Here is a 24,819-nt window from a genome sequence, read left to right as displayed (position 1 = left end):
ATGGATTTAGAAATTACGATTAATAAAGACAACCTTCCCAGACATTTAGCCATCATTATGGATGGTAATGGACGTTGGGCCAAACAAAAAGGCATGCTTCGTGCTTTTGGTCATGAAAACGGTACAAAATCGGTTCGAGAAACGGTTGAATGCTGCGCAAAATTAGGAATTGAATTCCTGACTCTTTATGCCTTTTCCACAGAAAACTGGAATCGTCCTAAACTTGAAGTGGAAACTTTAATGAAACTTTTAATCAAGTCATTAAAAGCAGAACTTCCCACCCTTCAAAAAAACAACATTAAGCTTAACTGTATCGGCAACACACAACACCTGCCGGATTCTGTGCAAAAAGAACTTCTCGAGGTAATCGAAAAGACAAAAAACAACACGCAGATGACGTTAACACTGGCTTTGAGCTATGGTTCCCGCGAAGAGTTAATCGCCGCAATTAAAAACATTAGCGATAAAGTTAAAAATAATATAATTTCATCAGGCGATATTGATGAATCAATTATAAATCAGCATCTTTACACGCACAATTTACCTGACGTAGATTTAGTAATACGAACCAGTGGCGAGCACCGTATAAGTAATTTCTTATTATGGCAAATCGCATACGCCGAGTTCTATTTTACGGAAGTACTATGGCCTGATTTTAGACAAAAAGATTTATATGAAGCAATTATCAGCTATCAAAAAAGAGAACGTAGATTTGGAAAAACAAGCGAACAAATTAAATAATTCACAAATGCTTCAAAAAGGAATAAAACTACTTTTTGCAATTTTAATTTTAGGAAATATTTCCAAAATAAATGCTCAAGAACACACTGAGCCTGAAACAGGCAGACAATATATTTTAGCAGATGTTGATGTTACAGGAAAAATAAGCTATAATCAGCAAACTGTGGTTACTTTTTCAGGTTTGGAAAAAGGACAAATGATCAGCGTTCCCGGAGAAGAGATTAGTAATGCCATCAAAAAATTGTGGAAGCTTGGACTTTTCAATGATATCAATATCTATTACAATAAAATACAAGGCGACAGCATCTACATTGAATTAAACATTCATGAATTACCAAAATTACAGGACGTAAAAATCACCGGTGTAAAAAAAGGTAAAAGTGAAGAGCTTATCAAAGATAACGACTTAAAGAAAGGGAAAGTAGTGAATGAAAACCTGATCACTACAGCCCGAAACTACATCGAAAACAAATACAAAAAAGACGGTTACTTCAACACCAAAGTAACCATAAACACTATTCCGGTAGATTCTACCGAGGCTAATGTGAATATGGTTATCCTTGTTGACAGAGGTAAAAAAGTGAAGGTTTCGGATATTGAAATTACCGGAAACTCCATGATGAAAACTTCCGCGATTAAAAAGGCAATGAGTAACACCAAAGTGAAAAATCCTTTTAACCCGATGCGTCTTTTCAAAACCTCGAAATACATCAAAGACAAGTATAAAGAAGATTTAGTTTCTGTTGTTGAGAAATACAAAGAGAAAGGATACCGTGATGCCCGTATTACTTCGGACACTGTTACTTACAACAAAGAAAAAAATACCGTTGCCATTAAATTCAATGTCGAAGAAGGTAAAAAATACTACTTTGGAGATATCCGTTTCTTAGGAAACACGGTATATACGGATCGTGACCTAAACCGTGTACTGGGAATCAACAAAGGTGATATTTACAACGGAAAAGAATTACAGGAACGAATCGCTAACAAGAAAAGTCCTGATGCAGAAGATTTAACAAACCTATACCAGAACAACGGTTATTTATTCTCCAATATTAACCCGGTTGAGGTTAGAACGGCTAACGACACTATTGATTTCGAAATCCGAATCGTAGAAGGTCCTATCGCCTACTTTAACAACGTTACCATTAAAGGAAACGACAAGACTAACGATTATGTTATTTACCGTGAGTTAAGAACCCGTCCGGGGCAAAAATGGAACAAACAGGACGTAATCAGAACGATCCGTGACTTAGGAGCGTTACAGTTTTTCGATCCGGAGGCTATCCATCCGGAGGTTAAAAATGCCGACCCTGCTTCCGGTAGTGTTGACGTGGAGTGGACCGTTGTAGAAAAAGGTTCCAGCCAGGTAGAGCTGCAAGGTGGTTACGGTGGTGGCGGATTCATCGGAACACTTGGTTTATCGTTCAATAACTTCTCCATTAAAAATATATTTAACAGGGATGCCTACAAACCGCTTCCGATGGGAGACGGTCAGAAAATGTCGCTTCGTTTACAGGGAAGCAGCTATTTCCAGACCTATAGTATTTCATTCCAGGAGCCATGGCTTGGTGGTAAGAAACCGGTGAGTTTCTCCACTTCCATTTCACACAGTAAACAATTCCTGTACAACTACCAGACAAGAGATGTAACCAGAAACCAGAGTTTCAACATTACAACCTTATCGGTAGGTTTAGCAAAAAGATTGAATGTTCCGGATGATTACTTCCAGTTATCACACGTTTTAAGTTTCCAGTATTATGACTTAAACAACTATAACACAGGATTATTTACATTCGGTAACGGTTCCTCTAAAAACTTAACCTATACCATTGGATTGACTCGTAACAGTAAAGGTTTCAACCCGGTTTATCCAACTTATGGTTCAGAATTTAGTATTTCTGGAAAATTTACCTTACCTTATTCCCTTTTTAACGGGGTTGACTATGGCGATTTAGGAAATCAGCAGGCTTATAAACTAAAAAATAACGGTGCAGGTTATACCAACTCTACTACCGGAAATTATGTTCCTGCAGGCGCCTATATCAATTCCAATGGTGATGCGGTTACCAATTACCAGGATGCTGCTGCCGATCAGTCGTTAGTGGATCAAAAGAAATTTAATTGGCTGGAATACTATAAAGTGAAGTTCAAAGCAGACTGGTATACCACAATTTATAATAAATTAGTACTTCGTTCTTTAGGTGAATTTGGATTCCTTGGTGCGTACAACCAAAATAGAGGTTTAGTTCCTTTCGAACGTTTCTATTTAGGAGGTGACGGTCTGGCGAATTTTTCTATGGACGGTCGTGAGGTTATCCAGTTAAGAGGATATCCTAACCAGTCCTTAACGCCAATCATCCAGGAAGGTCCTCAAAAAGGGCAACAATCCGGAGGAACGATTTATAATAAATTTTCATTAGAATTGCGTTACCCGATTACAATGAATCCGTCAGCGTCAATTTATGCCCTTTCCTTCTTAGAAGCAGGAGCATCGTTTGACTCTTTCAAATCCTACAATCCTTTTGACCTGAAACGTTCTGCAGGATTTGGATTAAGAGTATTTATGCCGGCATTCGGATTATTGGGTATTGATTTCGGTTATGGTTTTGACGCCCTTCCGGGACAAACACAGAAAAATGGATGGGAAACGCACTTTATCATTGGACAACAGTTTTAAAAAAGTTTGGCACGATAGTTGAAAAATAATATTTAATTAATGTTATGAGAAAATATTTTTTAATTGCACTTGTAACGTTTGCTAATTTAACGGCAAATGCGCAAAGTAGAGGTATCAGAATAGGTTACATTGATATGGAATATATTCTTGAGAAAGCTCCGGAATATGCCGAAGCAAAAAACCAACTGGAATTAAAGGCGCAGACTTGGAAACAAGAAATTGAAGTTAAAAAAAATGAAATCAATAAGCTTAAAGAAAGTTTAAAAACTGAAAAAGTATTATTGACGAAGGAATTGATCTCCGAACGTGAAGACGAAATCCGGTTCCTTGAAAATGAAATGCTGGATTACCAGCAAAAACGTTTTGGTCCTCAGGGAGATCTGATGACACAAAAAACCATGTTGGTTAAACCAATACAGGATCAGGTTTTCAATGCCGTTCAGGATATAGCCGAAGCAAAGAAATATGATTTTGTTTTTGACAAAGCCTCCGATCTGACGATGCTTTTTGCAGCGCAGCGTTTTGACATCAGCGACCAGGTTTTAAGAGTATTGACCCGTTCTCAGAAAAAAGAACAGATGAATAAAAAACAGCTTAAAGAACTGGAAGCACAGGAACGTAAGGAAGATATGGACAGTGCCAATCCGGATCAGGTGGAACGTCAGAAAAAAATTGACGAACGTAAAGCTGCCCGTGACAAGATCATTGCAGACAGAAAAGCTGCTTTGGAAGCTAAAAAACAGGAACAGCTGGAAAAACGTCAGCAGTTATTAGACGAACGAAAAGCAAATAAAGCACAGCCGAAAGCAGAAGGCGAAGAAAATACCGCTCCAACGGCGCAACAGGATGCAAAAGCCAGACTGGCCGAAGAACGTCAGCAGAAATTAGACGAACGTAAAGCCGCTTTGGAAGCGAAAAAGAAAGAACAGGCGGACAGACGTCAGCAAATACTTGACGAAAGAAATGCCAATAAAGCACAGCCAAAAGCACCTGCAGCTCCGAAAGAAGGCGAAAAACAGGTTCCGGCAGCACAAACGCCTTTAAGCGAAGAGCCTAAAAGCGATGTTAAAACAGAACAACAGGATGCTAAAGACAAATTAGCTCAGGAGCGTCAGCAAAAACTGGACGAACGAAAAAAAGCTTTGGAAGACAGAAAGAAAAAAATACTGGAAGACCGCGAAAAAGCTAAAAAAGACAGAGAAGAGAAATTAAAAAATAAATCATCAGAAAATAAATCAGAAAATTAAATTAAATACCTAAAACAATGAAACAGTTAAAAACTTTACTTATCGCTGCTGCACTTTTCATTGGTGCGAGTCAAACAATTTCTGCACAGGCAAAAGTTGCTCACATCAACGTAAGTGATTTGATGACAAACTATCCTGACATGAAAACGGCACAGGCTCAAGTGAAAAAAATTGGGGAGACATACGATGCACAATATAAAACTATGGTTAGTGAGTATCAAACCAAATTAAAAAAATATGAGTCAGAAGCTGCAACTGTAACGGAAGCTATCAACGAAACACGTTCTAAAGAAATGCAGGATATGGGTCAGAGAATCCAACAGTACAGAGAAAATGCTGGAAAAGAATTACAACAAAAAGAACTTGATCTTGTAAAACCAATCATGGAAAAAGCAAGAGCTGCTATCCAAAAAGTTGCTAAAGCAAAAGGATACCAATATGTTTTAGATTCTACAGATGGAAGTGGTGTTATCCTTGCTGATGGTCCGGATTTATCAGCTGACGTTAAAAAAGAATTAGGTTTTAAATAATAAATTAAAGCTAAAAAATAAAAACTGCCCTTATAATGAGGGCAGTTTTTTTTTATATTTGTGTAATGAGTAATAAAAATCCAATAGGCTTTTTTGATTCCGGTGTTGGAGGAATTTCCATCTGGAAAGAAGTACATCAGCTTTTACCCAACGAAAATACTATCTATTTAGCCGATAGTAAAAACGCTCCATACGGTCAAAGAACCAAAGAAGACATTATACGCCTGAGCTGCAAAAACGTAGATTATTTACTGGAACGCGACTGCAAGTTGATTGTGGTTGCCTGTAATACGGCCACAACGAACGCCATTAAGGAATTAAGGGCAAAATACAGCGTTCCTATCATTGGTATTGAACCGGCCATAAAACCGGCCGCAAATCAAACCAAAACAGAAACCATAGGCATATTAGCAACCAAAGGCACCCTGAACAGCGAACTGTTTCATAAAACGGTTGCCAATTACAAGCACATCAACATCATCGAACAGGTTGGTTACGGACTGGTACAGTTAATTGAAAATGGCGATCTGGAATCGGACGAGATCAAGGAACTGCTCAAAACCTATCTTAAACCGATGGTCGAAGCCAATATTGATTACCTGGTGCTTGGCTGCACGCACTACCCTTTCCTTTTGCCACAGATAAAAGAAATCATTCCGGCTCATATTAAGATCATTGATTCCGGGGAAGCGGTTGCCAGACAAACTAAAAATGTACTGAAACAAAACAACCTGCTCAATACTACCGAAGCAGAAAGCACCCACCTGTTTTATACCAATTACAAATCGCAGGTGCTTAAAAATATATCCGGCTTTTCAGCTAATGTTTTTGAAACCGATTTCTAAAATCGATTTCAAAAACATTTTGCAACAAAAGAGCCAAACCATTATATTTTATAAGGCTTCAATACAAAAAAGCAACAAACTCCTCACCTGCTACAGCTTTTTATTGCAGTAATTACATTTTTAAGTTTTTTCTTTCATTATTTGTTTCTAAATTTGTTTGGCTGCCATTCTTAAATGTTAAGCCGAAAACCATTAGACTTATCTCAAATATTTAAGAAAAATATGCTTAAAAACGACCTATACGCGAAACTTCAGGAAATCTACCAGGCCATTGCGGAAAAATACCAGCACGAAACCGATACCGGTGTTTTAGTGGGCAGTTCCGGTTTAACATTATTCCTTTTTTACTATTCCCGCCTGGTTCAGGATGACCAGTATTCTGATGTTGCTTCAGATATCCTGATGGAATGTCTTGAAAAAATGAACAACGGCTACAACTATCCGACTTACTGTACCGGGATTTCGGGCATGGCGTGGGTAATTGACCATTTGGAACAGGAAGGTTTTATCGATAACGATAATGACGACCTGTTATCGCCAATGGATACCTACCTGCATTCGGAAATGATGCGAAACATGCAGCTAAAAAACTACGACTTTTTACACGGCGCAATAGGCATAGCCTATTATTTCCTGAATCGCTACAGAAATACCAAATCTGACGCTTTAAAGCAACAATACAGCAATTATGTTGTTGAGGTTATTGACCTGTTAGACAGCTATTCGATAAAAGAAAAGGAAACCATAAAATGGCTCACCATTCTCAATTATGAAACCAATGAAAAAGCATACAACCTAAGCTTATCACACGGAATGGCGAGCTTCCTGAAATTCTTCTGCAAACTGCACAAGTTTGAAGCTTTCCGTTCAAAAGTAGAACCGTTGTTAAGAGGCAATGCCAAGTATCTTTTAGAACAGAAAAACCGGGAAGACAATCCATATTCGATGTTCCCGAACTGGGTGAGCGATGAAGGAGAAGTAAGCAAATACAGCCGTTTATCCTGGTGTTACGGCGATCTGGGTATTGCACTGGCATTGTGGGAAGCGGCAGGCTGCCTGGAAGATGAAACGATGAAAAAAGAAGTACTTACCATCTTCGAACATGCAGCAAAGAGAACATCCTATGAAGACAGCCGGATCATGGATCCCGGCATTTGCCACGGTTCCTTCGGAGCAGCAAAAATTTTCAACCGCATATACCGCGAAACGGGCGACGAACAATTCCTTGAAACTTCCCGCTTCTGGATTGAAGACGGTCTGAAAATGGCAATACACGAAGACGGTTATGCCGGCTTTAAAAAATGGAAAGCAAAAGAAGAGATCTGGCAAAGCGACCTGACCTTACTGGAAGGCGTTGCCGGCATCGGGTTATCGATGATCGATTTCCTTTCCGATCAGGACAATACCTGGGATGAATGTTTAATGTTAAACTAAAAAAATGGCCAATACAACCTATCATAATTTTCCACAGTTTGTACTTAGAACACCACTGCTTTCACTCGATTTCTATCGCAAATTCACCGGCAACGAAACCATTACCGATGAGCAATACAAAGACATCCTGACCAATCCGGTAATTGCGGAAGCACTATTTTTAGCCTCACCTGCTTTTTACGATGAACTCAAAAAATGGGAAGCCGGAAAAATTAACGATCCCAAAAAAGTGGAGCGCCTAAAAAATTCGTTCTTAAAATATATTTCCAGAATGGCAACAAGACCTACTCCTTTCGGTCTTTTTGCAGGACTGACCACCGGAGATTTTGCCGAAGAGACCAACATCACCCTCAAAGCAATTGACCAGCACAAAAGACATTCCCGTCTGGACATGAACTACCTGGTTTCCCTGTCGCAGGACATTTTAAAGTCCGAAAACATAACCGACCAGCTGTTGTTTTACCCCAACTCTACAATATATAGTGTAGGCGACCAGATCCGTTATGTAGAATACAAATACATTAACGGAAAAAGGGAGCATCATTTAATTGCCGTAACAAAATCGGACTATTTAGAAAAAATATTAGCGCTCTCCAAACAGGGCATACACGCTTCCGGTTTGGCTCAGGCCATCGTTGACGAAGAGGTTACCTATGAAGACGCAAAAGATTTTATTGATGAGCTGATATACAACCAGATCCTGGTAAGCAAATTAGAACCGTCGGTGACCGGCGACTCCTATCTGGATTCCCTATGCAGCACTTTAAAAGAAATTGATTCCGAAAGTCCGACATACAAAACCCTGAAAAAAGTAGGAAACGACCTTTCCGGACTTGACAAATCGATAGGCAATGACCCGCAAAAATACCTGGAAATAGCACAATCGCTGGAACAGATCGGTACGGAGATCAACTTAAAATACATGTTTCAAACCGACATGTTCATTACCCATGACACCAACTATTTAAGTACCGGAATAGCCGATTCCGTTAAAGAAGGACTGACCTTTTTAAACAAAATCACCTCACAATATTACAATCCTATTTTAAAGAAGTTTGCCGATTCCTTCCGGGAGCGTTACGAAACAAGCGAAGTGCCGCTTTCTCTGGCCTTAGATTCAGAAACCGGTTTGTTATACAAAGAGATCAATAATGCCGACATTAACACGCTAATTGACGATTTGGTTTTCACCAATGAAGGCCAGTCGGAAAACATGAAATTCGAATGGTCGCCATTTGATCTTATTTTCCAGAAAAAATTAATGGAAGCAACGTCAAAGAACCAGCCGATACGCCTGACAGATGACGATGTTAAAAGCTTTAAGGAAAATTGGGACGACCTGCCGGACACCATGGCAACACTGATTGAAGTAATCAATATTGACGGACAGCAAAAAATCACATTCACCGGTACCGGCAATTCAAGTGCCGCCAACCTTATTGGCCGTTTCTGCCACGGAGACGATGTTTTAAGAGAGCATTCCCAGCAGATCATCGACACCGAATCCCAGATAAACAGCGACAAGATTTTAGCCGAGATAATCCACCTTCCGGAATCCCGGACCGGCAACATCCTGTCAAGACCCAGTTTCCGGGAATACGAAATTCCATATCTTGGAAAATCGACTTTAAACGCCGAAAATCAAATTCCGTTGGACGATTTATACCTTTCCGTTAAAAATGACGGAAACATCCTCCTGCGCTCTAAAAAGCACAACAAAGAAGTGATTCCCCGTTTAACGAATGCCCACAATTACAGCAACAACTCCCTGCCTATATATCACTTTTTATGCGACCTGCAAACGCAGGGAAAAAGAAACCTTCCGTTTTTCCTGAATCAGATTTTCAACGGGCTGGATCATATGCCCCGCATTGAATACAAAAACCTGATCCTGCAGGAAGCCACCTGGAACATCAAAAAATCCGTGTTTGAAAAACTTTATAAAATCACAGACAACACCGAAATCTTAAAGAAGACAGCCGAGATTACCGAAGCCCACAAAATACCGCAATATGTTAAACTGATACAGGGAGATAATGAGCTAGTGATTAACTTCAGGAATACCGACTCCATCAAAATGCTTTTAAAAGCAGCCGAAACCTTACAGCAGTTCCAGCTGAAAGAGTTTCTGTTTAATGAGAAACAAGTTGTAAAAAACCAGCAGCACAACGAAACCTATTCGAATCAAATTGTAATATCCTACTATAATAAAAAACTGAAGCATGACTAATACACTCCAAAAGAATTTTATTATTGGCGATAAATGGCTATACTATAAAATATACACCGGAATAAAAACAACCGAACACATCCTACTGGAAATGGTTAAGCCGGTAGCCGAAAGACTAATGGAAGAAAAGATTATCGACAAATGGTTTTTCATTCGTTATACGGATCCCAAACATCATTTACGGCTTCGCTTCCACTGCACCGACACTAACAACCTGAACAGCGTTATTACGGCATTAGCGCCTTACCTGCAAAAGTTCACCGAACAGCATTATATCTGGAAAATTCAGAACGAAACTTATGAAAGGGAAATAGAGCGCTATGGCAAAAATTCCATGGATCTTTCGGAAAAGATTTTCCATCACGACAGCGAAATGATCCTTAACATTCTGGATTTAATTGATGAAGGAGAAGAAGGCGATGAATTAAGATGGCTGTTCAGCCTTAGAGGCATTGACGCTTTTCTGGAAAGTTTCCGGTTTACAATTGGTGAAAAAGAAAATTTTATGGATCGGCTCAAAACAGCTTTTGAAAAGGAATACGGATCTTCCAAATTCCTTAAAAGACAGCTGGACACGAAATACCGGAACCACCGGGAAAAGATAGAGGCTTTTATGACCCAATCGGGTGAAGAGCTGAATCACGCTCCGCTTTTAGCATTGTTAAACAGCAAACAGGAGAACATTGCCGCGACCGTTCAGGAAATTCAAATATTGCGAGAAAATAACAATTTAAATATCAATATTGATGACTTTTTGTCCAGTCACATCCACATGTTTATGAACCGTCTGTTTAAATCTAAAAACAGAACCTATGAATTAGTTTGCTATTTTTTCTTACATAAATATTACAAATCTTCCTTAGCCCGCTTAAAATAAGGTTTCATTGTTTTATTACATTAAAATCACCATATAAAACATTACACAAAACTTAATATTAAACTTTAACATAATTTAACTAAAAAATAAAAAACAAACATGTAAATTTTTCTTACATTTGGATACAACCGATTACAATAAATCTAACCGTTATACATTTTTTATTTAGATTATGAAGAAAAAAAACGTAAAGTTAAGTTTAGATAAAATGACTATTAGTCGTTTAAACTCAAATCAGGCAAGTCAGTTAAATGGCGGAAAAGCAGACACAACTGTTACCAGTACCCTATTAATGTGTACACCTTGTCCAAATGACACTTCAATAAATGCTACAAAATTAGGACTTTGCCCTGATTCACCAACAATGAACGCGGTTTGCCCAAGTTTTAACAAAAAATGCATTAGCCAATAAAACAATAAAAGGACATTTCATGTCCTTTTATTGTTTATACCTACCATAACACCCAGTACTAATTATGAAGAAAAAGAATCTGAAATTAAGTTTAGACAAAATGACGATCAGCCGTCTGAACTCCAACCAGGCAAGCCGGTTAAACGGTGGTGTTGCAAACACTACACTCACGAATATCTGCTCTCCCTGTCCGGGCGATACAGGTACTGTAGCAACGGCACGTACACAATGTGGTTCTATTTGCCCGACCGACCCCGGATTAACCAGTAATTGCCAGTCTTTTCAAAAGAAATGCATTACCCAATTATAAGCTTATTAGTCAAATACCAATAAATAAATCAATTTAATTATGAAAAAAAAGAATTTAAAATTAAGTCTAGACAAAATGACAATCAGTCGTTTAAACTCTAACCAGGCAAGTCAGTTAAACGGTGGTGCAGACACTACCGTTACCAGCACACTTATGATGTGTACACCATGTCCGGTTGACAACACTACTGTTAGTGCTACAAAATTAGGCATCTGCCCGGGTTCGCCAACTATGAATGCCGTTTGTCCGACTTTCAATACAGCATGTGCATCCTTACAGAAAAAATGTATCGGAGGAGGATTTTAATTCCCAATTATAAAGAATTAAATCCAACATCAATTTAAAACAAATAAAAATCAGGCGTTTAAGCGCTAATCAGGCAAACAAGTAAGTCAGTCGTAACAGACCCGTTGCGAATACGGTTTGCCTGACTTTTAAAAGTACATTTTCTTCATCACAAAGAAAATGTTTTACAGTAAACCCTTTTTAATTCAAATCATGAAAAAGAAAAACCTAAAATTAAGTTTAGATAAAATGACGATCAGTCGTTTAAATTCAAATCAGGCAAGCCAGTTAAACGGAGGAAAAGCAGATACAACTGCTACCAGTACGCTTATGATGTGCACGCCATGTCCGGTTAACGACACTACTGTTAGTGCTACAAAATTAGGCATCTGCCCGGGTTCACCAACCATGAATGCTGTTTGCCCTACTTTCAACAATAAATGTGTTGTAATCGGTCATTAAAAAATAAAAAGGCACTTCAATGAAGTGCCTTTTTTTATACTATTTAAAGCCTGCTATTTAAACCAGCTTGAATACATGACGTAATTATTCGAAATCCGTTCAATTTCACCGGCAAAATCGGAGGCATTAATATCTTTAACTTTCTTAGCCGGAACACCTGCATAAATGGTCCCGGATTCCACAACCGTATTCTGCGTAACCACAGAACCCGCCGCAACGATAGAATTGCTCTCTATAACGCAATTATCCATCACAATGGCTCCCATACCTATCAGGACATTATCTTTAACCGTACAGCCGTGTACGATCGCGTTATGGCCTATAGAAACGTTATTCCCGATAATGGTCGGATGCTTTTCATACGTACAGTGTATTACTGCACCGTCCTGGATATTCACCTTATCGCCTATACTGATAAAATTCACATCACCCCTGATCACCGTATTAAACCAAACGCTGCATGATTTTCCAAATGTAACTTCTCCGACAATAGTTGCGTTTTCCGCTACATAACAATCTTCCGGGATTTGAGGGTATTTCCCTCTGACTTCTTTAATGATCATACTATCTCAAAAAAAATCGTCCCGAATAAAATCGGGACGGAATTAATAATCTCTTTATAATTAATTAACTGCAGGACAGTTACAATCGTATGGTTCTCTTTTACAGAAAAGATTAATACCCAATGTGATCTGGTGAAATCCTGAATTATCAAACTTAACATCTCCAGTTAAGTGAGAATAGGTATACGCAAACATAAAGTTTTTATAATTCACACCAACAATCGGCGTGATGTATTGCAACTTCTGATCACTCACACTGTTGTCGGCCACATATTGAGCACCGTCAAAACTTCTTCTATAAGACAATCCTCCCCAAAGTTTACCGAAATCCATTTCTTTATAAACTTTCAGGTTGATATCAAACGTTTTCTCTTTTGTTTTATCTACATACTGTAACATGAAAGATGGCTCCCATGACAGGCCGTTATCTCTGTTTCCAAAAACATAACCTGCACTCCATAAGTATTTTCTAAGGTTATCGCTTTCCACATCTGTATAGATATCTCTTTTATTCGATACGGCATTTTTAACAGTGAAATGCGTATAGAAATCCAAGAAATGATATGAAGCCCCTAAATCAACATTAAAATAAGAATCTTTCTGTTTCATTCCTCCGTCAATAATCGGATCAAACTCAGGACCGAATTTAGACTCATCTAAAGTACTTTGTACTAACCCTGCACTCATACCGAAAGATAACTGATTCAAGTCGTTTACACCTCTTGAAAATCGGATGTGGTGTGCATAAGTCAATTTCCCTCCCACTTGAGAATGATACCCATTTTTATCATTAAAAGCGATAATACCAATACCGGACTGTTCTCCAACGCTGGTATTAAAACTCAAAGTTTGTAATGCCGGAGCATCATCCTGCCCAAACCATTGTTGTCGGGCTGTTAATCTTATTTTACCACAATTAGCAGCTCCCGCCATTGATGGGTGTATCAAATAATAGTTATCCGATAAATAATCTGAATAAACTGCAATCCCTTCCTGTGCGAAAGACATTTGTGATAAAAATAATGCTAAAACTAAATAACGTTTTTTAAAAATATTCATGAGTTATCTTTTTAATGAGAAATGGGCTTTAAATTCTTTTAATTGTCCTTGTTCGGTATAGGTCACTGTAAACCAGTAATCCGTAGATGGTAACGGCTGACCGTTTAACGTTCCATCCCAACCCGTAACTTTTGATGGTTTGATCTGTTTTAATAATTTTCCGTATCGGTCAAATATATAAATTTTTGCGCTTGCATCATTCTCTAAATCGCCAATATTCCAAGTGTCATGGTAATTATCACCATTTGGAGTAAAGTAATGCGGATAGTTGATCGCCGTTACAGGGATCGTTACACTCGCACAACCTTTATTGTCATATACCGTTACCGTATGGGAACCATGGGTTACGTTCTCAAATACAGGGCTCGTTTGAATATCGCCTTCATCCAATTGGTAAACATATTCTCCGATTCCGATCGCTTCAACCGTAATGGTCTGGTTATCGGTAAACGCATTCGATACATAAGCTGTAACTGCTGCCGGTTCCGATTGGGTTACCGTTACCGATACCGGTAGGTTCTGACATCCTGTAGCAATGTTTGTAGCTACCACTGAGTAAGTCGCCGGGTGGTTCACTTCTAATGTCGGTCCGGTTTCTCCTGCAATTAGCGTTGTGCCATCAAACCATTCAAAACTGTAAGTCGCTGCATCCAGGCCACTGTTGATGATATGGGTGCTTAGTACTGTTCCGGTTTCCTGGTCAATACATACAAATCCGCCGTTTGGTGTTGGTTCCGGTAGCGGGTTAACAACCAGGATCACATCTACATTTGCAGGACAGCCGGAAACGGTTGTCGTATGGGTAACCTGAGCGATTATCGTTTGCTGGTAAGCAATCGTATTGGTGAAAATAACATGTCCGTTATCCGCCGGGTTTGTACTGGCTGGAATCGGGTTGTTATTGATCAGATCCTGGGCATTGGCATAATAATGAATCACATAATCCGGATTGGTCTGACCGTTCATGATCTGAGCATCCAATAAGTCTGTAAGGTCAAAGGTATGGAAGCCATCGTTCGTGCCGTCTTCATCACAAACTGTTGTATCTGCAGGATCCGGAGCCGTGGCGGTCGCTTCCTCTTCTACTAACAGTTCAAAGAAGGCTGTGTTCACACATCCTGTTGCATTGTTCACAATACGAACACCGATAACTTTCGCCGGAATTACATTCGTATACGGGTAATTCGATGGCGTAGTGATAATAGCGGTATTGTTCTGGGCATCGGCATGGCTTTCATGGTAAGTTACCGTAAAGTCGGCCGGGTTCTGACCTGCCAAGGCTTGCGGGTCTTTGGTGGTTAGATCAAAGATGCCACTGCCGCTGGTACCTGGCTGACACAGGTAATACGTAGTCATCGGACCAACTGCCGGTAATGGGTTTACCACGATTGGTTGTTCTACTACTAAAGAGCATCTGTCTGCCGCACTTGCCGGAGCCGTAGTTACGCGGATCCATACGCTTTGAAGCGCGTTTCCGTTAGCATCCTGGTTAGACCAGTTGGTTGGTGTAGCAATTGGGTTTACTCCTGCTTCTGCATCGGCCTGACTCGCATGGTAGGTCAATACATAAGTAGGGTCTCCGTTTTGGATATAGGTTGCATTAACTGTCACATCTACAGTGGTGATACCATCGTTTGGATAAGCATCATCACAGGTTACTATTGGCTGCGGATCGAATTTCGGTTCCGGTAACGGAGTTACACGGATCGTCATACGAATATAGCTCGTACAGCCTTCGTTGCTGGTCACGCCAATCACGATCGATTGGGCTGTAGCAGTGTTCGTATAAGCTGTAGGAGTGGTAATTAAAGTACCCGCAGCTGGTGGAATAACCGTACTGGCATAGTAAGCAAAGGTATAACCTGTTGCTCCGCCTGTGATCTGGTTTTCTCTGATGGTTAAGTCAAATTCTGTGCGTTGGTCATTTGGTAAGGCTTCATCACATTTGGTGATCTGATCCGGCTGGGTTAACAGTAACGGACTGTTCACATGTAATTTGAAGCGCGTGATGTTATGACAGCCTGTTACCAGGTTGTTGATACGTACCCAGATGTCCTGACCGTCTGTTCCCATAAAGTTAGCATCACTCACGATAAACGGTGTTCCTGCCTCGGCAAATGCCTGAGATACAAAGTAACGTACTTCATAGTCTGTTGCAGGACCGGTTTGCGCCGTTAACAGGATCGGAGTTTGTACCGTCAGGTCAAAATAGGTCTGGTTGTCATGAGGGTTATTGTCTTCATCACATTTGGTTAAGTCAATCAACGTAGGGATCTCCGGTGCGGAGTTTACCTGAAGGTTGAACGAGTAAACACTCTTACAACCGGTAACCGTGTTGGTGGCCAATACCCATAGGGTTTGGGTGAACGGGTTAATGTTGTCGTAAGGGTTCGTTGTAATAGGGTCTAAGCCGTTTTCTGCATTGGTCTGGGTTTCGTAGAAGCTTACCGCTACGTTTGGCTCTCCGTTTAACATGTTCGGAATTAAAGCCGTCAGGTCAAAGCTGCTAAAGCCGTTACTGTTGGTATCACATACCATCACGGCTGCTGTTGGCATGACTAAAACCGGAAGCGGTTCTACTCGTAAATCCATAGCTGTTACGCTAAAGCAATGTGTGGTGGTGTTTTCTACACGTACAAAAATGGTTTGTACTGTAGGTACTTGGTTGGTATACAACAATGGTAATTCGGTACCGGCTACTCCTGCCTGAGCATCTGCCTGGCTGAAATAGAACGTTACATTCAATCCTGTTGTGGTTCCGATGATTTCCGGAATCTTAGTCGATAAATCAAATTCTTCATGTAATGGTAGTCCGGTATAGTCACATAATGAGTAAGCCGGTACTGGCATTGGCACAACCGGTAATGGGTTAACCATTAGTTTGAATGAGCCTACTGCGATACAACCGTGTATGTTTTTCAACTGGTACCAGATCGTTTCCGGATTGGTCGCATTGGTATACGTTCCCGGGGTAACGATAGCATTATTTCCAGCTAAGGCATCTGCCTGATTGGTATAGTACGTAACGGTAACGCCTGGTTGTCCGTTAATTACTTCAGTATCTTTAGTGTTTAAGTTAAATACTTCAAAGCCGTCGCCCGGAGTACTGGTTTCACACAATACATAATCCGTTACAACTGGTGCAATGATCGGACGTGGGTTTACAACCAAAGTAAGGGTTGTAAAGGAAGCACAGGCATTAACACCGGTATTCACCACTCTGATATACAGAATCTGTGTGTTCGGGTTAATGTTCGTATACAATGGCATCGTGATAGGATAGTTTCCTAACTGCGCATCTTGCGGGGTTTCATGGAAAGTAACGGTTAAGTTCGGATCACCACCTGTTATCTGAGGAATTACAGTACTCAGGTTAAAGGTTTCGAAGCCGTCGTTATTAGCATCACATACTTCCAATACACCCGGGTTATTGATTGTTGGAGCCACAACGGTAGTTACCGTATGGCTGTCGGTTTGTGGCTGGCTACAAGCTGGTGTACCGTTAGAGGCAACATTGATTAGCTGGTAAGTAATCGGGCCGGTTAATGCCGGTGAAGTTACCGTAGCTGTTCCGGAACTGTTAAGGGTAACCGTTTGTGTAGTAGTACCGCCATCAGTAGTATAAGTCACGGTAGCATTTGGCGTACCGTTAAACACAATTTCTGCTGTACTGCCGGAACATACTGAAGCTGGTCCGGTTACCGTAGCAACTGGTAATGGCTGGATACCGATAGTAATCGAAGCGGTTAAGGCTTTTGTACAAGCCGGTACATCAGTAGTTACAACACTGGTTAAAGTATAAGTCGTCGGGTTTGTTAATGGCGCCGTTGTAAAGGTAGCCGTACCCGCTGCATCTAAAGCGATGGTATAAGTTGTCGTACCGTCTGTATACGTAACGATAGCGTTTGGTGTACCGTTAATCGTTACCACACCAGTACTGCCGGAGCATACTAAAGCTGGTCCGCTGATCGTAGCTGTCGGTAATGTTTTTACAGTAATCGTAGCACTTCCTGTTTGTGGTTGTGAACAAGCCGGTGGTCCTGCAACAGCAACACTCACTAAATCGTAAGTAGTTGTAGCCGTTAACGGACCAACTGTTGCACTTCCTGCTCCGGTACCGTCTAAGGTTACTGTCGCATTGGTCGTACCATTGGTATAGGTAACTACAGCATTTGGTGTACCGTTAAAGGTCAACACCGCTGTGTCACCCGAACAGATTGTTGTCGCCCCGCTGATGGTAGCCGTTGGTAATCCGTAATATACAATCGTTACACTTCCGGTTAACGTATTATGACAGTTTGGTGTACCATTAGAATCAACACTTACTAAAGTATAAGTAGTATCTGCAGTTACCGGAGGAGTTGTTACCGTTGCGTTACCGGTAGCATCCAGCGTAACGTCTGCCGGGTTACCGTCTGCAGTATAATGAACGGTAGCTCCGGCAGGTCCTGAAAACACAATAGTTGCCTGACCTGAACAGATTCCGTTCGGACCGGAAATCGTTGCTGTTGGCAACGCCACAAGAATTAACTGGAATGACGTTGTTCCATAAACAATAGGATCCGACACTTTTTCCATACGAACATAAATTGTCTGTCCTGAACTTGGAAAAGCATTTGCCGGGGTTATAGGATTAATATCAGCATCGGCATTGGCCTGGCTGGTATGATAAGTAATGGTATAATCTGCAGCTAACTGCCCTCCTAATATCGTGGTATTTTGCTCCGTTAAATCAAATATTTCTGTATTATCCGAGTTAACATCACAAGCACGCATATCACCTGGGGTAACAGGATCGGCTGTACAGGAAATTACATTCAAATTAAATTGTCTGATAACATAACAGGAATTTTCCCCTGTTGAAATATTCACAAAAATCGGAATAGTTACAGCAGTTGGATAATTTGCAGGATTCGGGATATAGTTCGCTCCTATTTCCGCATCGGCAAGGCTGGTATGATAGGTAATAATTGTACTCGGATCAAGACCCGCTAAAATATTAGCATAATTATCATTTAAATTAAAGGGAACCGGAGTTGTTCCGTCACCACATTTTGTCAGATCGACCGGATTACCCGCTGCAATCGGTGGGAATGCTTCAACGGTAATAGGTGTAGGCTGCTGGATACAAGATCCACCGTTATTATTAATAATCACCCCATAAACACCAGGAGCAGAAACACCATAAGAAGCTCCGGTAGCACCCGGAATATTCTGTCCGTTTAAGGTCCATTGAAAAGTATAAAAAGCAGGATTCAATCCTGTATCTAAAGTTCTGATTTCACCCGGACACAATGCCGCTAAATTGTCGATTGTTAAATCTCCGCCCAAAGTAGCCTGTCCAACATTAAAACTTCCCGCTTTAAGGAATACCGCAGAGTCAAACCCTGTATCGGTTCCGTCGGCAATTACCATTTTAATTTTATACAGCGTATTCGGAACAACGGTAGAAGATGCCGTCATTGGAATTGTTCTTCCCATATAGTTAATGGGAGCAGGCGGAAAACCGTTTTCCGGGTAATATGCTCCAAAGAATCCCTGATTCTGGGATACACAGATAGCATTGTACAACTGATTTTTAATTGTAAGGGAAGAAATCGGTGTTGAGGTACCCGGCACAACTGCCAGATTGGTAACCTGACCGGTAACTGTATTGGTCAATATAAACGCAAAAGCATCAGCATAATCCCCGTTACACTGATATGTTCCATACTCTTCGGAAGCAAATAAAAATTCGAAACTAAAACTATCGGTTAAAGGAACGAAGTCGAATTGCAGATAGGTAGCATTTCTATAAACAAAGGCATTGTTCACTACTCCTGCAGCAACCATCTGCGCTTTCAGATCGGCATCTCCTGTCCAGGAATTAACCCCTTCACTTAAATTTCCGGTATTCGGACCGGGAGCAGACATGGCTCTACCGGTACTTAAAATAACTCCGGACTGAATTGGAAAACCAGCATTGGTATTTTGAAAAAAACCGATGCCGTTCTCAGAGTTCTGCCCGTTTGTATTACCGGTTCTCCAGGTAATATTTGAAACCTGAGCACACTGCGAATTAATCAACACGTCTTGCACTAACTGCGGAACAGTATACGTATTCGTATTAACGGTAATGGGTTGTGCAAATGCCGTAATTGATAATAACAAGACCACTAAAAAGTAGAGCTTCTTCATTGGCTATAACTGGTTATAAATGATTAATCCTTATCCTTATTTTAACGTTAAAACAACGCCTTAATGTTAATTTTTCCTTTAAAATTTCCAAATATACTTATTCAAACGATATATGTTCGTTAAATTTGCAAAAAATCACAAAAAAAATGTTAAAAGTAACAATACGAGATACGCAAAACCCGGCCATTGTAAAATTTGAATTTCCGGATTTCATCACAAAGAGCGAAAGTTTTGAATTTAAGAATATTGACGAAACGGCAGCATCCCCTTTGGCCAAACAATTATTCTATCTTCCTTTTGTAAAAACGGTATATATCTCAGGAAATTTTATCGCAATTGAAAAATATTCTATTGTGGAATGGCATGAGGTAAAAGAATTGCTTGCCGAACAGATCGAAACCTTTGTTGACAAAGGCGGCAAGATCATCAACATTGATGAAAATAAAAACAAAAAAATTCCGGTAACCGTTTATGCGGAAACCACTCCAAACCCGTCGGTTTTAAAATTTGTTGCCAGCAAATTACTGACCAAAACAAGTGTGGAGTTTAAAAATATTGACGAAACGGCGGCTTCTCCCCTTGCCAAAGAATTGTTCAAACTTCCTTTTGTAAAAGAGGTATTCCTTGATGAGAATTATATCTCCATCACTAAATATGAAATTAACGAATGGCAGGAAATCACTCAGGAAGTACGTACCTTCATTAAGAATTACATTGAAGAAGGCAAAACAATCATCGACGAAAGTCAGATCGTTAAAACAGCTAATCACGAGAAACAGCAAGAAGAGTATTTCAACAACCTGGATGTAACTTCGCAGCAGATTATCAACATTCTTGACGAATATGTAAAACCGGCTGTAGCCTCCGATGGCGGAAATATTATTTTCGAATCCTATGACGAAACAGACAAACGTGTAAAAGTAATTTTACAGGGTGCCTGCAGCGGATGCCCGTCTTCGACCTTTACGTTGAAAAACGGTATCGAGAACATGCTTAAAGAAATGTTACACGATCACGATATCAAAGTTGAAGCGGTAAACGGTTAACATTCTGCCGAAATCGTTGTTTTTCATTCTTTAATACTGTACCTTTATTAGCTATAACCTTAAAAACTAGCAAATTATGGGAGTATTAAAAGTTATCGAACTGCTCTCCAGTTCAGAAGTAAGTTGGGAAGACGCTACAAGAAAAGCCGTAGCAGAAGCTTCCAAAACATTGAAACACATACGCTCCGTTTACGTTCAGGAACACAGCGCAGTGGTTAACGACGATCAGGTCACCGAATTCAGAGTAAATTTAAAACTCACTTTTGAAATAAAATAGTTTATACAGGCGTTCCTTTGAGAACGCCTTTTTTTAAAATTATGAACGAACTACAATACGAATCCAGCCCCTATTTACTGCAACACGCCAACAACCCGATTCACTGGAAAGCTTGGAACGATACTTCCCTTTCGGCTGCCAGAGAAGCAAATAAGCTTATCATCATCAGTATTGGTTATTCCGCCTGTCACTGGTGTCATGTTATGGAACACGAAAGTTTCGAAAACAGTGAGGTTGCTTCCGTAATGAACTCCGGATTTGTTGCTATAAAAGTAGACCGTGAAGAGCGTCCCGATGTGGATGCTATTTATATGAAAGCGGTACAGCTTATGACCGGACAGGGCGGCTGGCCATTAAATGTGGTTTGCCTGCCGGACGGAAGACCCGTTTGGGGCGGCACCTATTTCAAGAAAGATAATTGGATGGACATTTTGAGCCAGCTCGATAATTTATACCGCACCAATCCGGATAAAGTAATTGAATATGCCGAAAAACTGCATGAAGGCCTCTCCTTTTTAGGTCTTGTAAACCATGCCAATGCCGATAGCGATGCTCAAAATCCGCAGCATATCAAACCACTGGTCGAAAAGTGGTCCAAAAGTTTCGACTGGGATTATGGCGGTTATGCCCGGGCACCTAAATTTATGATGCCCAACAATTACCTGTTTCTTCAGCGTTATGGCTACCAGACTGCTTCGGCAGACTTACTGGACTTTGTAGACCTGACCCTGACCAAAATGGCACATGGCGGGCTTTTTGACGTGTTAGGCGGTGGATTTTCCCGTTATTCGGTCGATATGCGCTGGCATGTTCCCCATTTCGAAAAAATGCTTTACGACAACGGTCAGCTGGTAAGCCTTTATGCCGAAGCCTACAAGCGAACCAAAAATCCTTTATATAAAGAAGTCCTTGAAAAAACACTTTCCTTTGTGGAAAGGGAATTGTGCAATCCTGATTTTGGCTTCTATGCTGCCCTGGATGCCGACAGCTTAAATGAAATTGCCGTTTTGGAAGAAGGCGCTTATTATGTCTGGACAAAAGAGCAGCTGCAAACTTTATTAACAGCAGATTTCGATCTTTTTGCAGCCCTTTTCAATGTTAATGAATTCGGTTTTTGGGAACACGATCATTATGTGCTGATCCAGAACCGGTCTGTTCAGGAAGTTGCGGAGCAGTTCAACCTGTCTGAAGCTGCCTTGCTGGCTAAAAAGAAAGCATGGGAATCGCTATTGTTCAGCGAAAGGGAGAAACGTCCCAAACCACGTCTGGACGACAAATCACTGACTTCGTGGAATGCCATTATGCTAAAAGGATATGTGGATGCTTACAATGCTTTGGGCGATCCGCACTATATTGCCATTGCCAAAAAAAACGCCGCCTTTATTACCGGCAAAATGTGGTCGGAAGAAGGCCATTTGTGGCACACCTACAAAAACGGCAAAAGTACCATCGTGGGATTTCTCGAAGATTACGCCTTTACAATAGAAGCTTTTATTGCTTTATACCAGGCTACCCTTGAAGAAACTTATTTGCTGCATGCAAAACAATTAACCGATTATTGTTTGGATCATTTCTACAATGAAGAACAGCAATTCTTTTTATTCAAAGCAAAAAACACCACGGCGTTAATTGCTGCTCATTATGAAATTGAAGACAATGTAATTCCTGCCTCCAATTCGGTTATGGCTAATAATCTTTACATCCTCAGCACGCTGTTTCATAACGAATATTATGAAAAAACTGCCCTGCAGATGCTCAACCACCTTATCCCGAATATTGATTATGCTTCGGCCTATTCGAACTGGATGAACCTGTGGATGAACCTATCAAAAGACACTAAAGAACTGGCCGTTTGCGGACCTGATGCTCTGGAAGCTTTAGCAACTGTTCACTCCGAATACCTGCCGCATGTTATTATTGCCGGTTCCAGACAACCGTCGGCAATACCTTTTCTTCAGAATCGGTTTGACGAAAAAAAATTACTGTTTTATATTTGTGAAAACAGGAATTGTAAACTGCCTGCCACCGCTGTTGAAACAACTTTAAACGAATTAAGAATTAAATAAATATGCCCCCCTATGGAAAAAATGAATAACTTTTTCATTCACTATCTCAACGTACTCCTTGACTATTCCCCAAAAGTAATTTCCGCCGTCATCATTCTGGTTGTCGGTATCTGGGGAATTAAGTTTATCCGGAAAATTGCCGAAACGGTCATGACCAAAAGAGAGCTAGAGCCTACGCTGATCAAGTTCTTATTAGACTTTTTGATCTGGGCATTGCGCATACTGCTTTTTGTTTCGGTCATCTCAAAATTAGGAATCGAAACCTCTTCTTTTGTTGCTATTTTAGGAGCAATTGGTTTGGCTGTTGGTTTATCGCTACAGGGTTCCTTATCCAATTTTTCCGGTGGTGTCCTGATCATTCTTTTCAAGCCGTTTAAAGTGGGCGATACGATTGAAGCTCAGGCAGAAAATGGAAAAGTACTCGCAATACAGATTTTTTCGACTAAAATACTGACTTCCCAAAATCAGATCATCTATATTCCGAACGGTATTTTATCGAATGGAAAAATCAAGAACTTTTCGCAGAAACCAACCCGAAGAACCAATTTAGTGGTTCCAACGGCTTATACTTCAGACATACGGGCCATCAAAACACAACTGGAAGAATTGATCAACAATCATCCTGATGTATTAAAAACGCCTGCTCCGGAAGTAGTTATTGAAACGTTGGGTGAAAAAAATGTAAACTTTGCTATTCGTGCCTGGACAAAAAATCAGGATTTCGGAGCCGTTAGTTCCCAGCTTTTAGAACAAAGCAGCAAACTCGTTACCGTTACGGCTTAACAGCCTTGGTAGTCATCACAAAATCCTTTAGATAAAAAGGCTCAAAATAAGCGACATCAACAGTGTCGCTTTTTTTATACTTCTCAAAAGACACTTTGCTCATTTCTTTAGCAGAAGGATAAATAACTGCATCGTGATATATAAAATCTGGCGTGTTTAGGAGTTCCTTGCATTTTGCAGCACCGTCACCAACCAGATGTATGGTTTCCCTAATGTCCTCATAGATCGTTTCGGTAATGATCTCCGCTTTAGTAGTTCGTAAGCAGGCAAACGATTTATCAAAAACAGCTGTAAATACTTCCATACGGCGGGCATCAATCATCGGGATAATCACACCGTTTTCGATCCGGAGCTGTCTTGCCAGCGTTTCTAAAGTATCCACCGCTATCAGTGGAATGCCCAAAGAATAACACAGTCCTTTTGCAGCCGAAACACCAATGCGCAGCCCGGTATATGAACCCGGCCCCTGACTTACCGCTACCGCATTTAAATCCTGAAAGCCAAGCCCGGCTTCTGCCAAAGCATCCTGAATGAAAACATGAAGTTTTTCTGCGTGCGAATAGCCTTCTTCTGCAATTTCCATAGAAACAAGTGTTTCTCCGTTTTTTGCAATTGTGATCGAACAATTTTTTGTGGCAGTTTCAATATTTAAAATATAAGTCATTCTGATAAAATTATTGGCAAAGATAGTTTATATTTTTTTGCCACGAACCGTATACTTTTTAGCTTCATGGCTAAAACATTTATACAGTTCGTGGCAAAATGGTTATCAGGAATCTTCCTGATGGCAATCAA

General features: G+C 40.4%; 20 protein-coding genes. 16 read left to right on the top strand and 4 right to left on the bottom strand.

Annotated elements, in window-relative coordinates; translation table 11 throughout:
• The 12 genes from HW120_RS05595 (at nucleotide 1) to HW120_RS05540 (ending at nucleotide 12,053) form a co-directional block, all read left to right on the top strand.
• The gene (locus HW120_RS05595; RefSeq protein ID WP_177731778.1) at nucleotides 1-741 is read left to right on the top strand and encodes an isoprenyl transferase; all 741 of its coding nucleotides are present in this window, start codon (nucleotides 1-3) and stop codon (nucleotides 739-741) included.
• Entirely contained in the window at nucleotides 674-3,421 is a 2,748-nt protein-coding gene (locus HW120_RS05590; RefSeq protein WP_177731775.1) for a BamA/OMP85 family outer membrane protein, read from the top strand. Before HW120_RS05595 ends, HW120_RS05590 begins: the two co-directional genes overlap by 68 nt.
• Nucleotides 3,422-3,465: 44 nt before the next feature.
• On the top strand, nucleotides 3,466-4,668 hold the full coding sequence (locus tag HW120_RS05585; protein ID WP_177731772.1) for an OmpH family outer membrane protein: 1,203 nt from the start codon (nucleotides 3,466-3,468) through the stop codon (nucleotides 4,666-4,668).
• 17 nt (nucleotides 4,669-4,685) lie between these two features.
• The gene (locus tag HW120_RS05580) at nucleotides 4,686-5,198 is read left to right on the top strand and encodes an OmpH family outer membrane protein (protein WP_177731769.1); all 513 of its coding nucleotides are present in this window, start codon (nucleotides 4,686-4,688) and stop codon (nucleotides 5,196-5,198) included.
• 65 nt (nucleotides 5,199-5,263) lie between these two features.
• Complete coding sequence (gene murI, locus HW120_RS05575; protein WP_177731766.1) at nucleotides 5,264-6,043, top strand: glutamate racemase; 780 nt, start codon at nucleotides 5,264-5,266, stop codon at nucleotides 6,041-6,043.
• 222 nt (nucleotides 6,044-6,265) lie between these two features.
• On the top strand, nucleotides 6,266-7,477 hold the full coding sequence (locus tag HW120_RS05570; RefSeq protein ID WP_177731763.1) for a lanthionine synthetase C family protein: 1,212 nt from the start codon (nucleotides 6,266-6,268) through the stop codon (nucleotides 7,475-7,477).
• Nucleotides 7,478-7,481: 4 nt separating this feature from the next.
• Nucleotides 7,482-9,707 (top strand): lantibiotic dehydratase family protein, encoded by a 2,226-nt coding sequence (locus HW120_RS05565; protein WP_177731760.1) that lies wholly within the window; start codon nucleotides 7,482-7,484, stop codon nucleotides 9,705-9,707.
• Complete coding sequence (locus HW120_RS05560) at nucleotides 9,700-10,584, top strand: thiopeptide-type bacteriocin biosynthesis protein (RefSeq protein ID WP_177731757.1); 885 nt, start codon at nucleotides 9,700-9,702, stop codon at nucleotides 10,582-10,584. Before HW120_RS05565 ends, HW120_RS05560 begins: the two co-directional genes overlap by 8 nt.
• A gap of 172 nt (nucleotides 10,585-10,756) precedes the next feature.
• Nucleotides 10,757-10,996 (top strand): class I lanthipeptide, encoded by a 240-nt coding sequence (locus HW120_RS05555; RefSeq protein ID WP_177731755.1) that lies wholly within the window; start codon nucleotides 10,757-10,759, stop codon nucleotides 10,994-10,996.
• Between the two features lie 64 nt (nucleotides 10,997-11,060).
• The gene (locus HW120_RS05550; protein WP_177731753.1) at nucleotides 11,061-11,306 is read left to right on the top strand and encodes a class I lanthipeptide; all 246 of its coding nucleotides are present in this window, start codon (nucleotides 11,061-11,063) and stop codon (nucleotides 11,304-11,306) included.
• Nucleotides 11,307-11,345: 39 nt separating this feature from the next.
• Nucleotides 11,346-11,612 carry a class I lanthipeptide gene (locus HW120_RS05545; protein WP_177731749.1) on the top strand — a complete coding sequence of 89 codons (267 nt, stop codon included), beginning with the start codon at nucleotides 11,346-11,348 and terminating at the stop codon, nucleotides 11,610-11,612.
• Nucleotides 11,613-11,804: 192 nt separating this feature from the next.
• Nucleotides 11,805-12,053 (top strand): class I lanthipeptide, encoded by a 249-nt coding sequence (locus tag HW120_RS05540; protein WP_177731746.1) that lies wholly within the window; start codon nucleotides 11,805-11,807, stop codon nucleotides 12,051-12,053.
• A gap of 53 nt (nucleotides 12,054-12,106) precedes the next feature.
• Here HW120_RS05540 and HW120_RS05535 read toward each other — a convergent pair whose 3' ends face one another.
• From HW120_RS05535 to HW120_RS05525, 3 genes are read right to left on the bottom strand one after another with little or no spacing between them, the layout of a single operon-like run.
• On the bottom strand, nucleotides 12,107-12,616 hold the full coding sequence (locus HW120_RS05535) for a gamma carbonic anhydrase family protein (protein ID WP_177731743.1): 510 nt from the start codon (nucleotides 12,614-12,616) through the stop codon (nucleotides 12,107-12,109).
• Between the two features lie 60 nt (nucleotides 12,617-12,676).
• Nucleotides 12,677-13,675, bottom strand: coding sequence for a PorP/SprF family type IX secretion system membrane protein (locus tag HW120_RS05530; protein WP_177731740.1), 999 nt, complete (start codon nucleotides 13,673-13,675; stop codon nucleotides 12,677-12,679).
• Between the two features lie 3 nt (nucleotides 13,676-13,678).
• Nucleotides 13,679-19,852, bottom strand: coding sequence for a choice-of-anchor L domain-containing protein (locus HW120_RS05525; RefSeq protein WP_177731736.1), 6,174 nt, complete (start codon nucleotides 19,850-19,852; stop codon nucleotides 13,679-13,681).
• 146 nt (nucleotides 19,853-19,998) lie between these two features.
• Here HW120_RS05525 and HW120_RS05520 point away from each other — a divergent pair, with 146 nt between their 5' ends.
• From HW120_RS05520 to HW120_RS05505, 4 genes are all read left to right on the top strand, one after another.
• On the top strand, nucleotides 19,999-20,898 hold the full coding sequence (locus tag HW120_RS05520; RefSeq protein WP_177731733.1) for a NifU family protein: 900 nt from the start codon (nucleotides 19,999-20,001) through the stop codon (nucleotides 20,896-20,898).
• A 76-nt stretch (nucleotides 20,899-20,974) separates the two neighbouring features.
• Nucleotides 20,975-21,175, top strand: coding sequence for a dodecin family protein (locus HW120_RS05515; RefSeq protein WP_177731731.1), 201 nt, complete (start codon nucleotides 20,975-20,977; stop codon nucleotides 21,173-21,175).
• A gap of 41 nt (nucleotides 21,176-21,216) precedes the next feature.
• Nucleotides 21,217-23,241: a thioredoxin domain-containing protein gene (locus HW120_RS05510; RefSeq protein ID WP_177731728.1), complete on the top strand. Its 2,025-nt coding sequence runs from the start codon at nucleotides 21,217-21,219 to the stop codon at nucleotides 23,239-23,241.
• Nucleotides 23,242-23,253: 12 nt separating this feature from the next.
• The gene (locus HW120_RS05505) at nucleotides 23,254-24,024 is read left to right on the top strand and encodes a mechanosensitive ion channel family protein (RefSeq protein ID WP_246297040.1); all 771 of its coding nucleotides are present in this window, start codon (nucleotides 23,254-23,256) and stop codon (nucleotides 24,022-24,024) included.
• Here HW120_RS05505 and tsaB read toward each other — a convergent pair.
• Complete coding sequence (gene tsaB / locus HW120_RS05500) at nucleotides 24,014-24,688, bottom strand: tRNA (adenosine(37)-N6)-threonylcarbamoyltransferase complex dimerization subunit type 1 TsaB (protein ID WP_177731725.1); 675 nt, start codon at nucleotides 24,686-24,688, stop codon at nucleotides 24,014-24,016. The two genes, HW120_RS05505 and tsaB, sit on opposite strands and share 11 nt — an antisense overlap.
• Nucleotides 24,689-24,819: the final 131 nt, after the last annotated feature.

This window comes from Flavobacterium inviolabile (genome assembly GCF_013389455.1).
GTDB lineage: Bacteria > Bacteroidota > Bacteroidia > Flavobacteriales > Flavobacteriaceae > Flavobacterium > Flavobacterium inviolabile.
The sequence above is the reverse complement of the archived record's forward strand: the minus strand, read 5'-3'. Positions and strand labels throughout refer to the sequence as shown.

Coding starts and splice junctions, on each gene's coding strand:
- HW120_RS05585 (WP_177731772.1), top strand. CDS start 3,466: ATGAGAAAATATTTTTTAATTGCACTTGTAACGTTTGCTAATTTAACG.
- HW120_RS05565 (WP_177731760.1), top strand. CDS start 7,482: ATGGCCAATACAACCTATCATAATTTTCCACAGTTTGTACTTAGAACA.
- HW120_RS05530 (WP_177731740.1), bottom strand. CDS start 13,675: ATGAATATTTTTAAAAAACGTTATTTAGTTTTAGCATTATTTTTATCA.
- murI (WP_177731766.1), top strand. CDS start 5,264: ATGAGTAATAAAAATCCAATAGGCTTTTTTGATTCCGGTGTTGGAGGA.
- HW120_RS05505 (WP_246297040.1), top strand. CDS start 23,254: ATGGAAAAAATGAATAACTTTTTCATTCACTATCTCAACGTACTCCTT.
- HW120_RS05545 (WP_177731749.1), top strand. CDS start 11,346: ATGAAAAAAAAGAATTTAAAATTAAGTCTAGACAAAATGACAATCAGT.
- tsaB (WP_177731725.1), bottom strand. CDS start 24,688: ATGACTTATATTTTAAATATTGAAACTGCCACAAAAAATTGTTCGATC.
- HW120_RS05535 (WP_177731743.1), bottom strand. CDS start 12,616: ATGATCATTAAAGAAGTCAGAGGGAAATACCCTCAAATCCCGGAAGAT.
- HW120_RS05550 (WP_177731753.1), top strand. CDS start 11,061: ATGAAGAAAAAGAATCTGAAATTAAGTTTAGACAAAATGACGATCAGC.
- HW120_RS05510 (WP_177731728.1), top strand. CDS start 21,217: ATGAACGAACTACAATACGAATCCAGCCCCTATTTACTGCAACACGCC.
- HW120_RS05570 (WP_177731763.1), top strand. CDS start 6,266: ATGCTTAAAAACGACCTATACGCGAAACTTCAGGAAATCTACCAGGCC.
- HW120_RS05540 (WP_177731746.1), top strand. CDS start 11,805: ATGAAAAAGAAAAACCTAAAATTAAGTTTAGATAAAATGACGATCAGT.
- HW120_RS05560 (WP_177731757.1), top strand. CDS start 9,700: ATGACTAATACACTCCAAAAGAATTTTATTATTGGCGATAAATGGCTA.
- HW120_RS05555 (WP_177731755.1), top strand. CDS start 10,757: ATGAAGAAAAAAAACGTAAAGTTAAGTTTAGATAAAATGACTATTAGT.
- HW120_RS05590 (WP_177731775.1), top strand. CDS start 674: ATGAAGCAATTATCAGCTATCAAAAAAGAGAACGTAGATTTGGAAAAA.
- HW120_RS05580 (WP_177731769.1), top strand. CDS start 4,686: ATGAAACAGTTAAAAACTTTACTTATCGCTGCTGCACTTTTCATTGGT.
- HW120_RS05520 (WP_177731733.1), top strand. CDS start 19,999: ATGTTAAAAGTAACAATACGAGATACGCAAAACCCGGCCATTGTAAAA.
- HW120_RS05595 (WP_177731778.1), top strand. CDS start 1: ATGGATTTAGAAATTACGATTAATAAAGACAACCTTCCCAGACATTTA.
- HW120_RS05525 (WP_177731736.1), bottom strand. CDS start 19,852: ATGAAGAAGCTCTACTTTTTAGTGGTCTTGTTATTATCAATTACGGCA.
- HW120_RS05515 (WP_177731731.1), top strand. CDS start 20,975: ATGGGAGTATTAAAAGTTATCGAACTGCTCTCCAGTTCAGAAGTAAGT.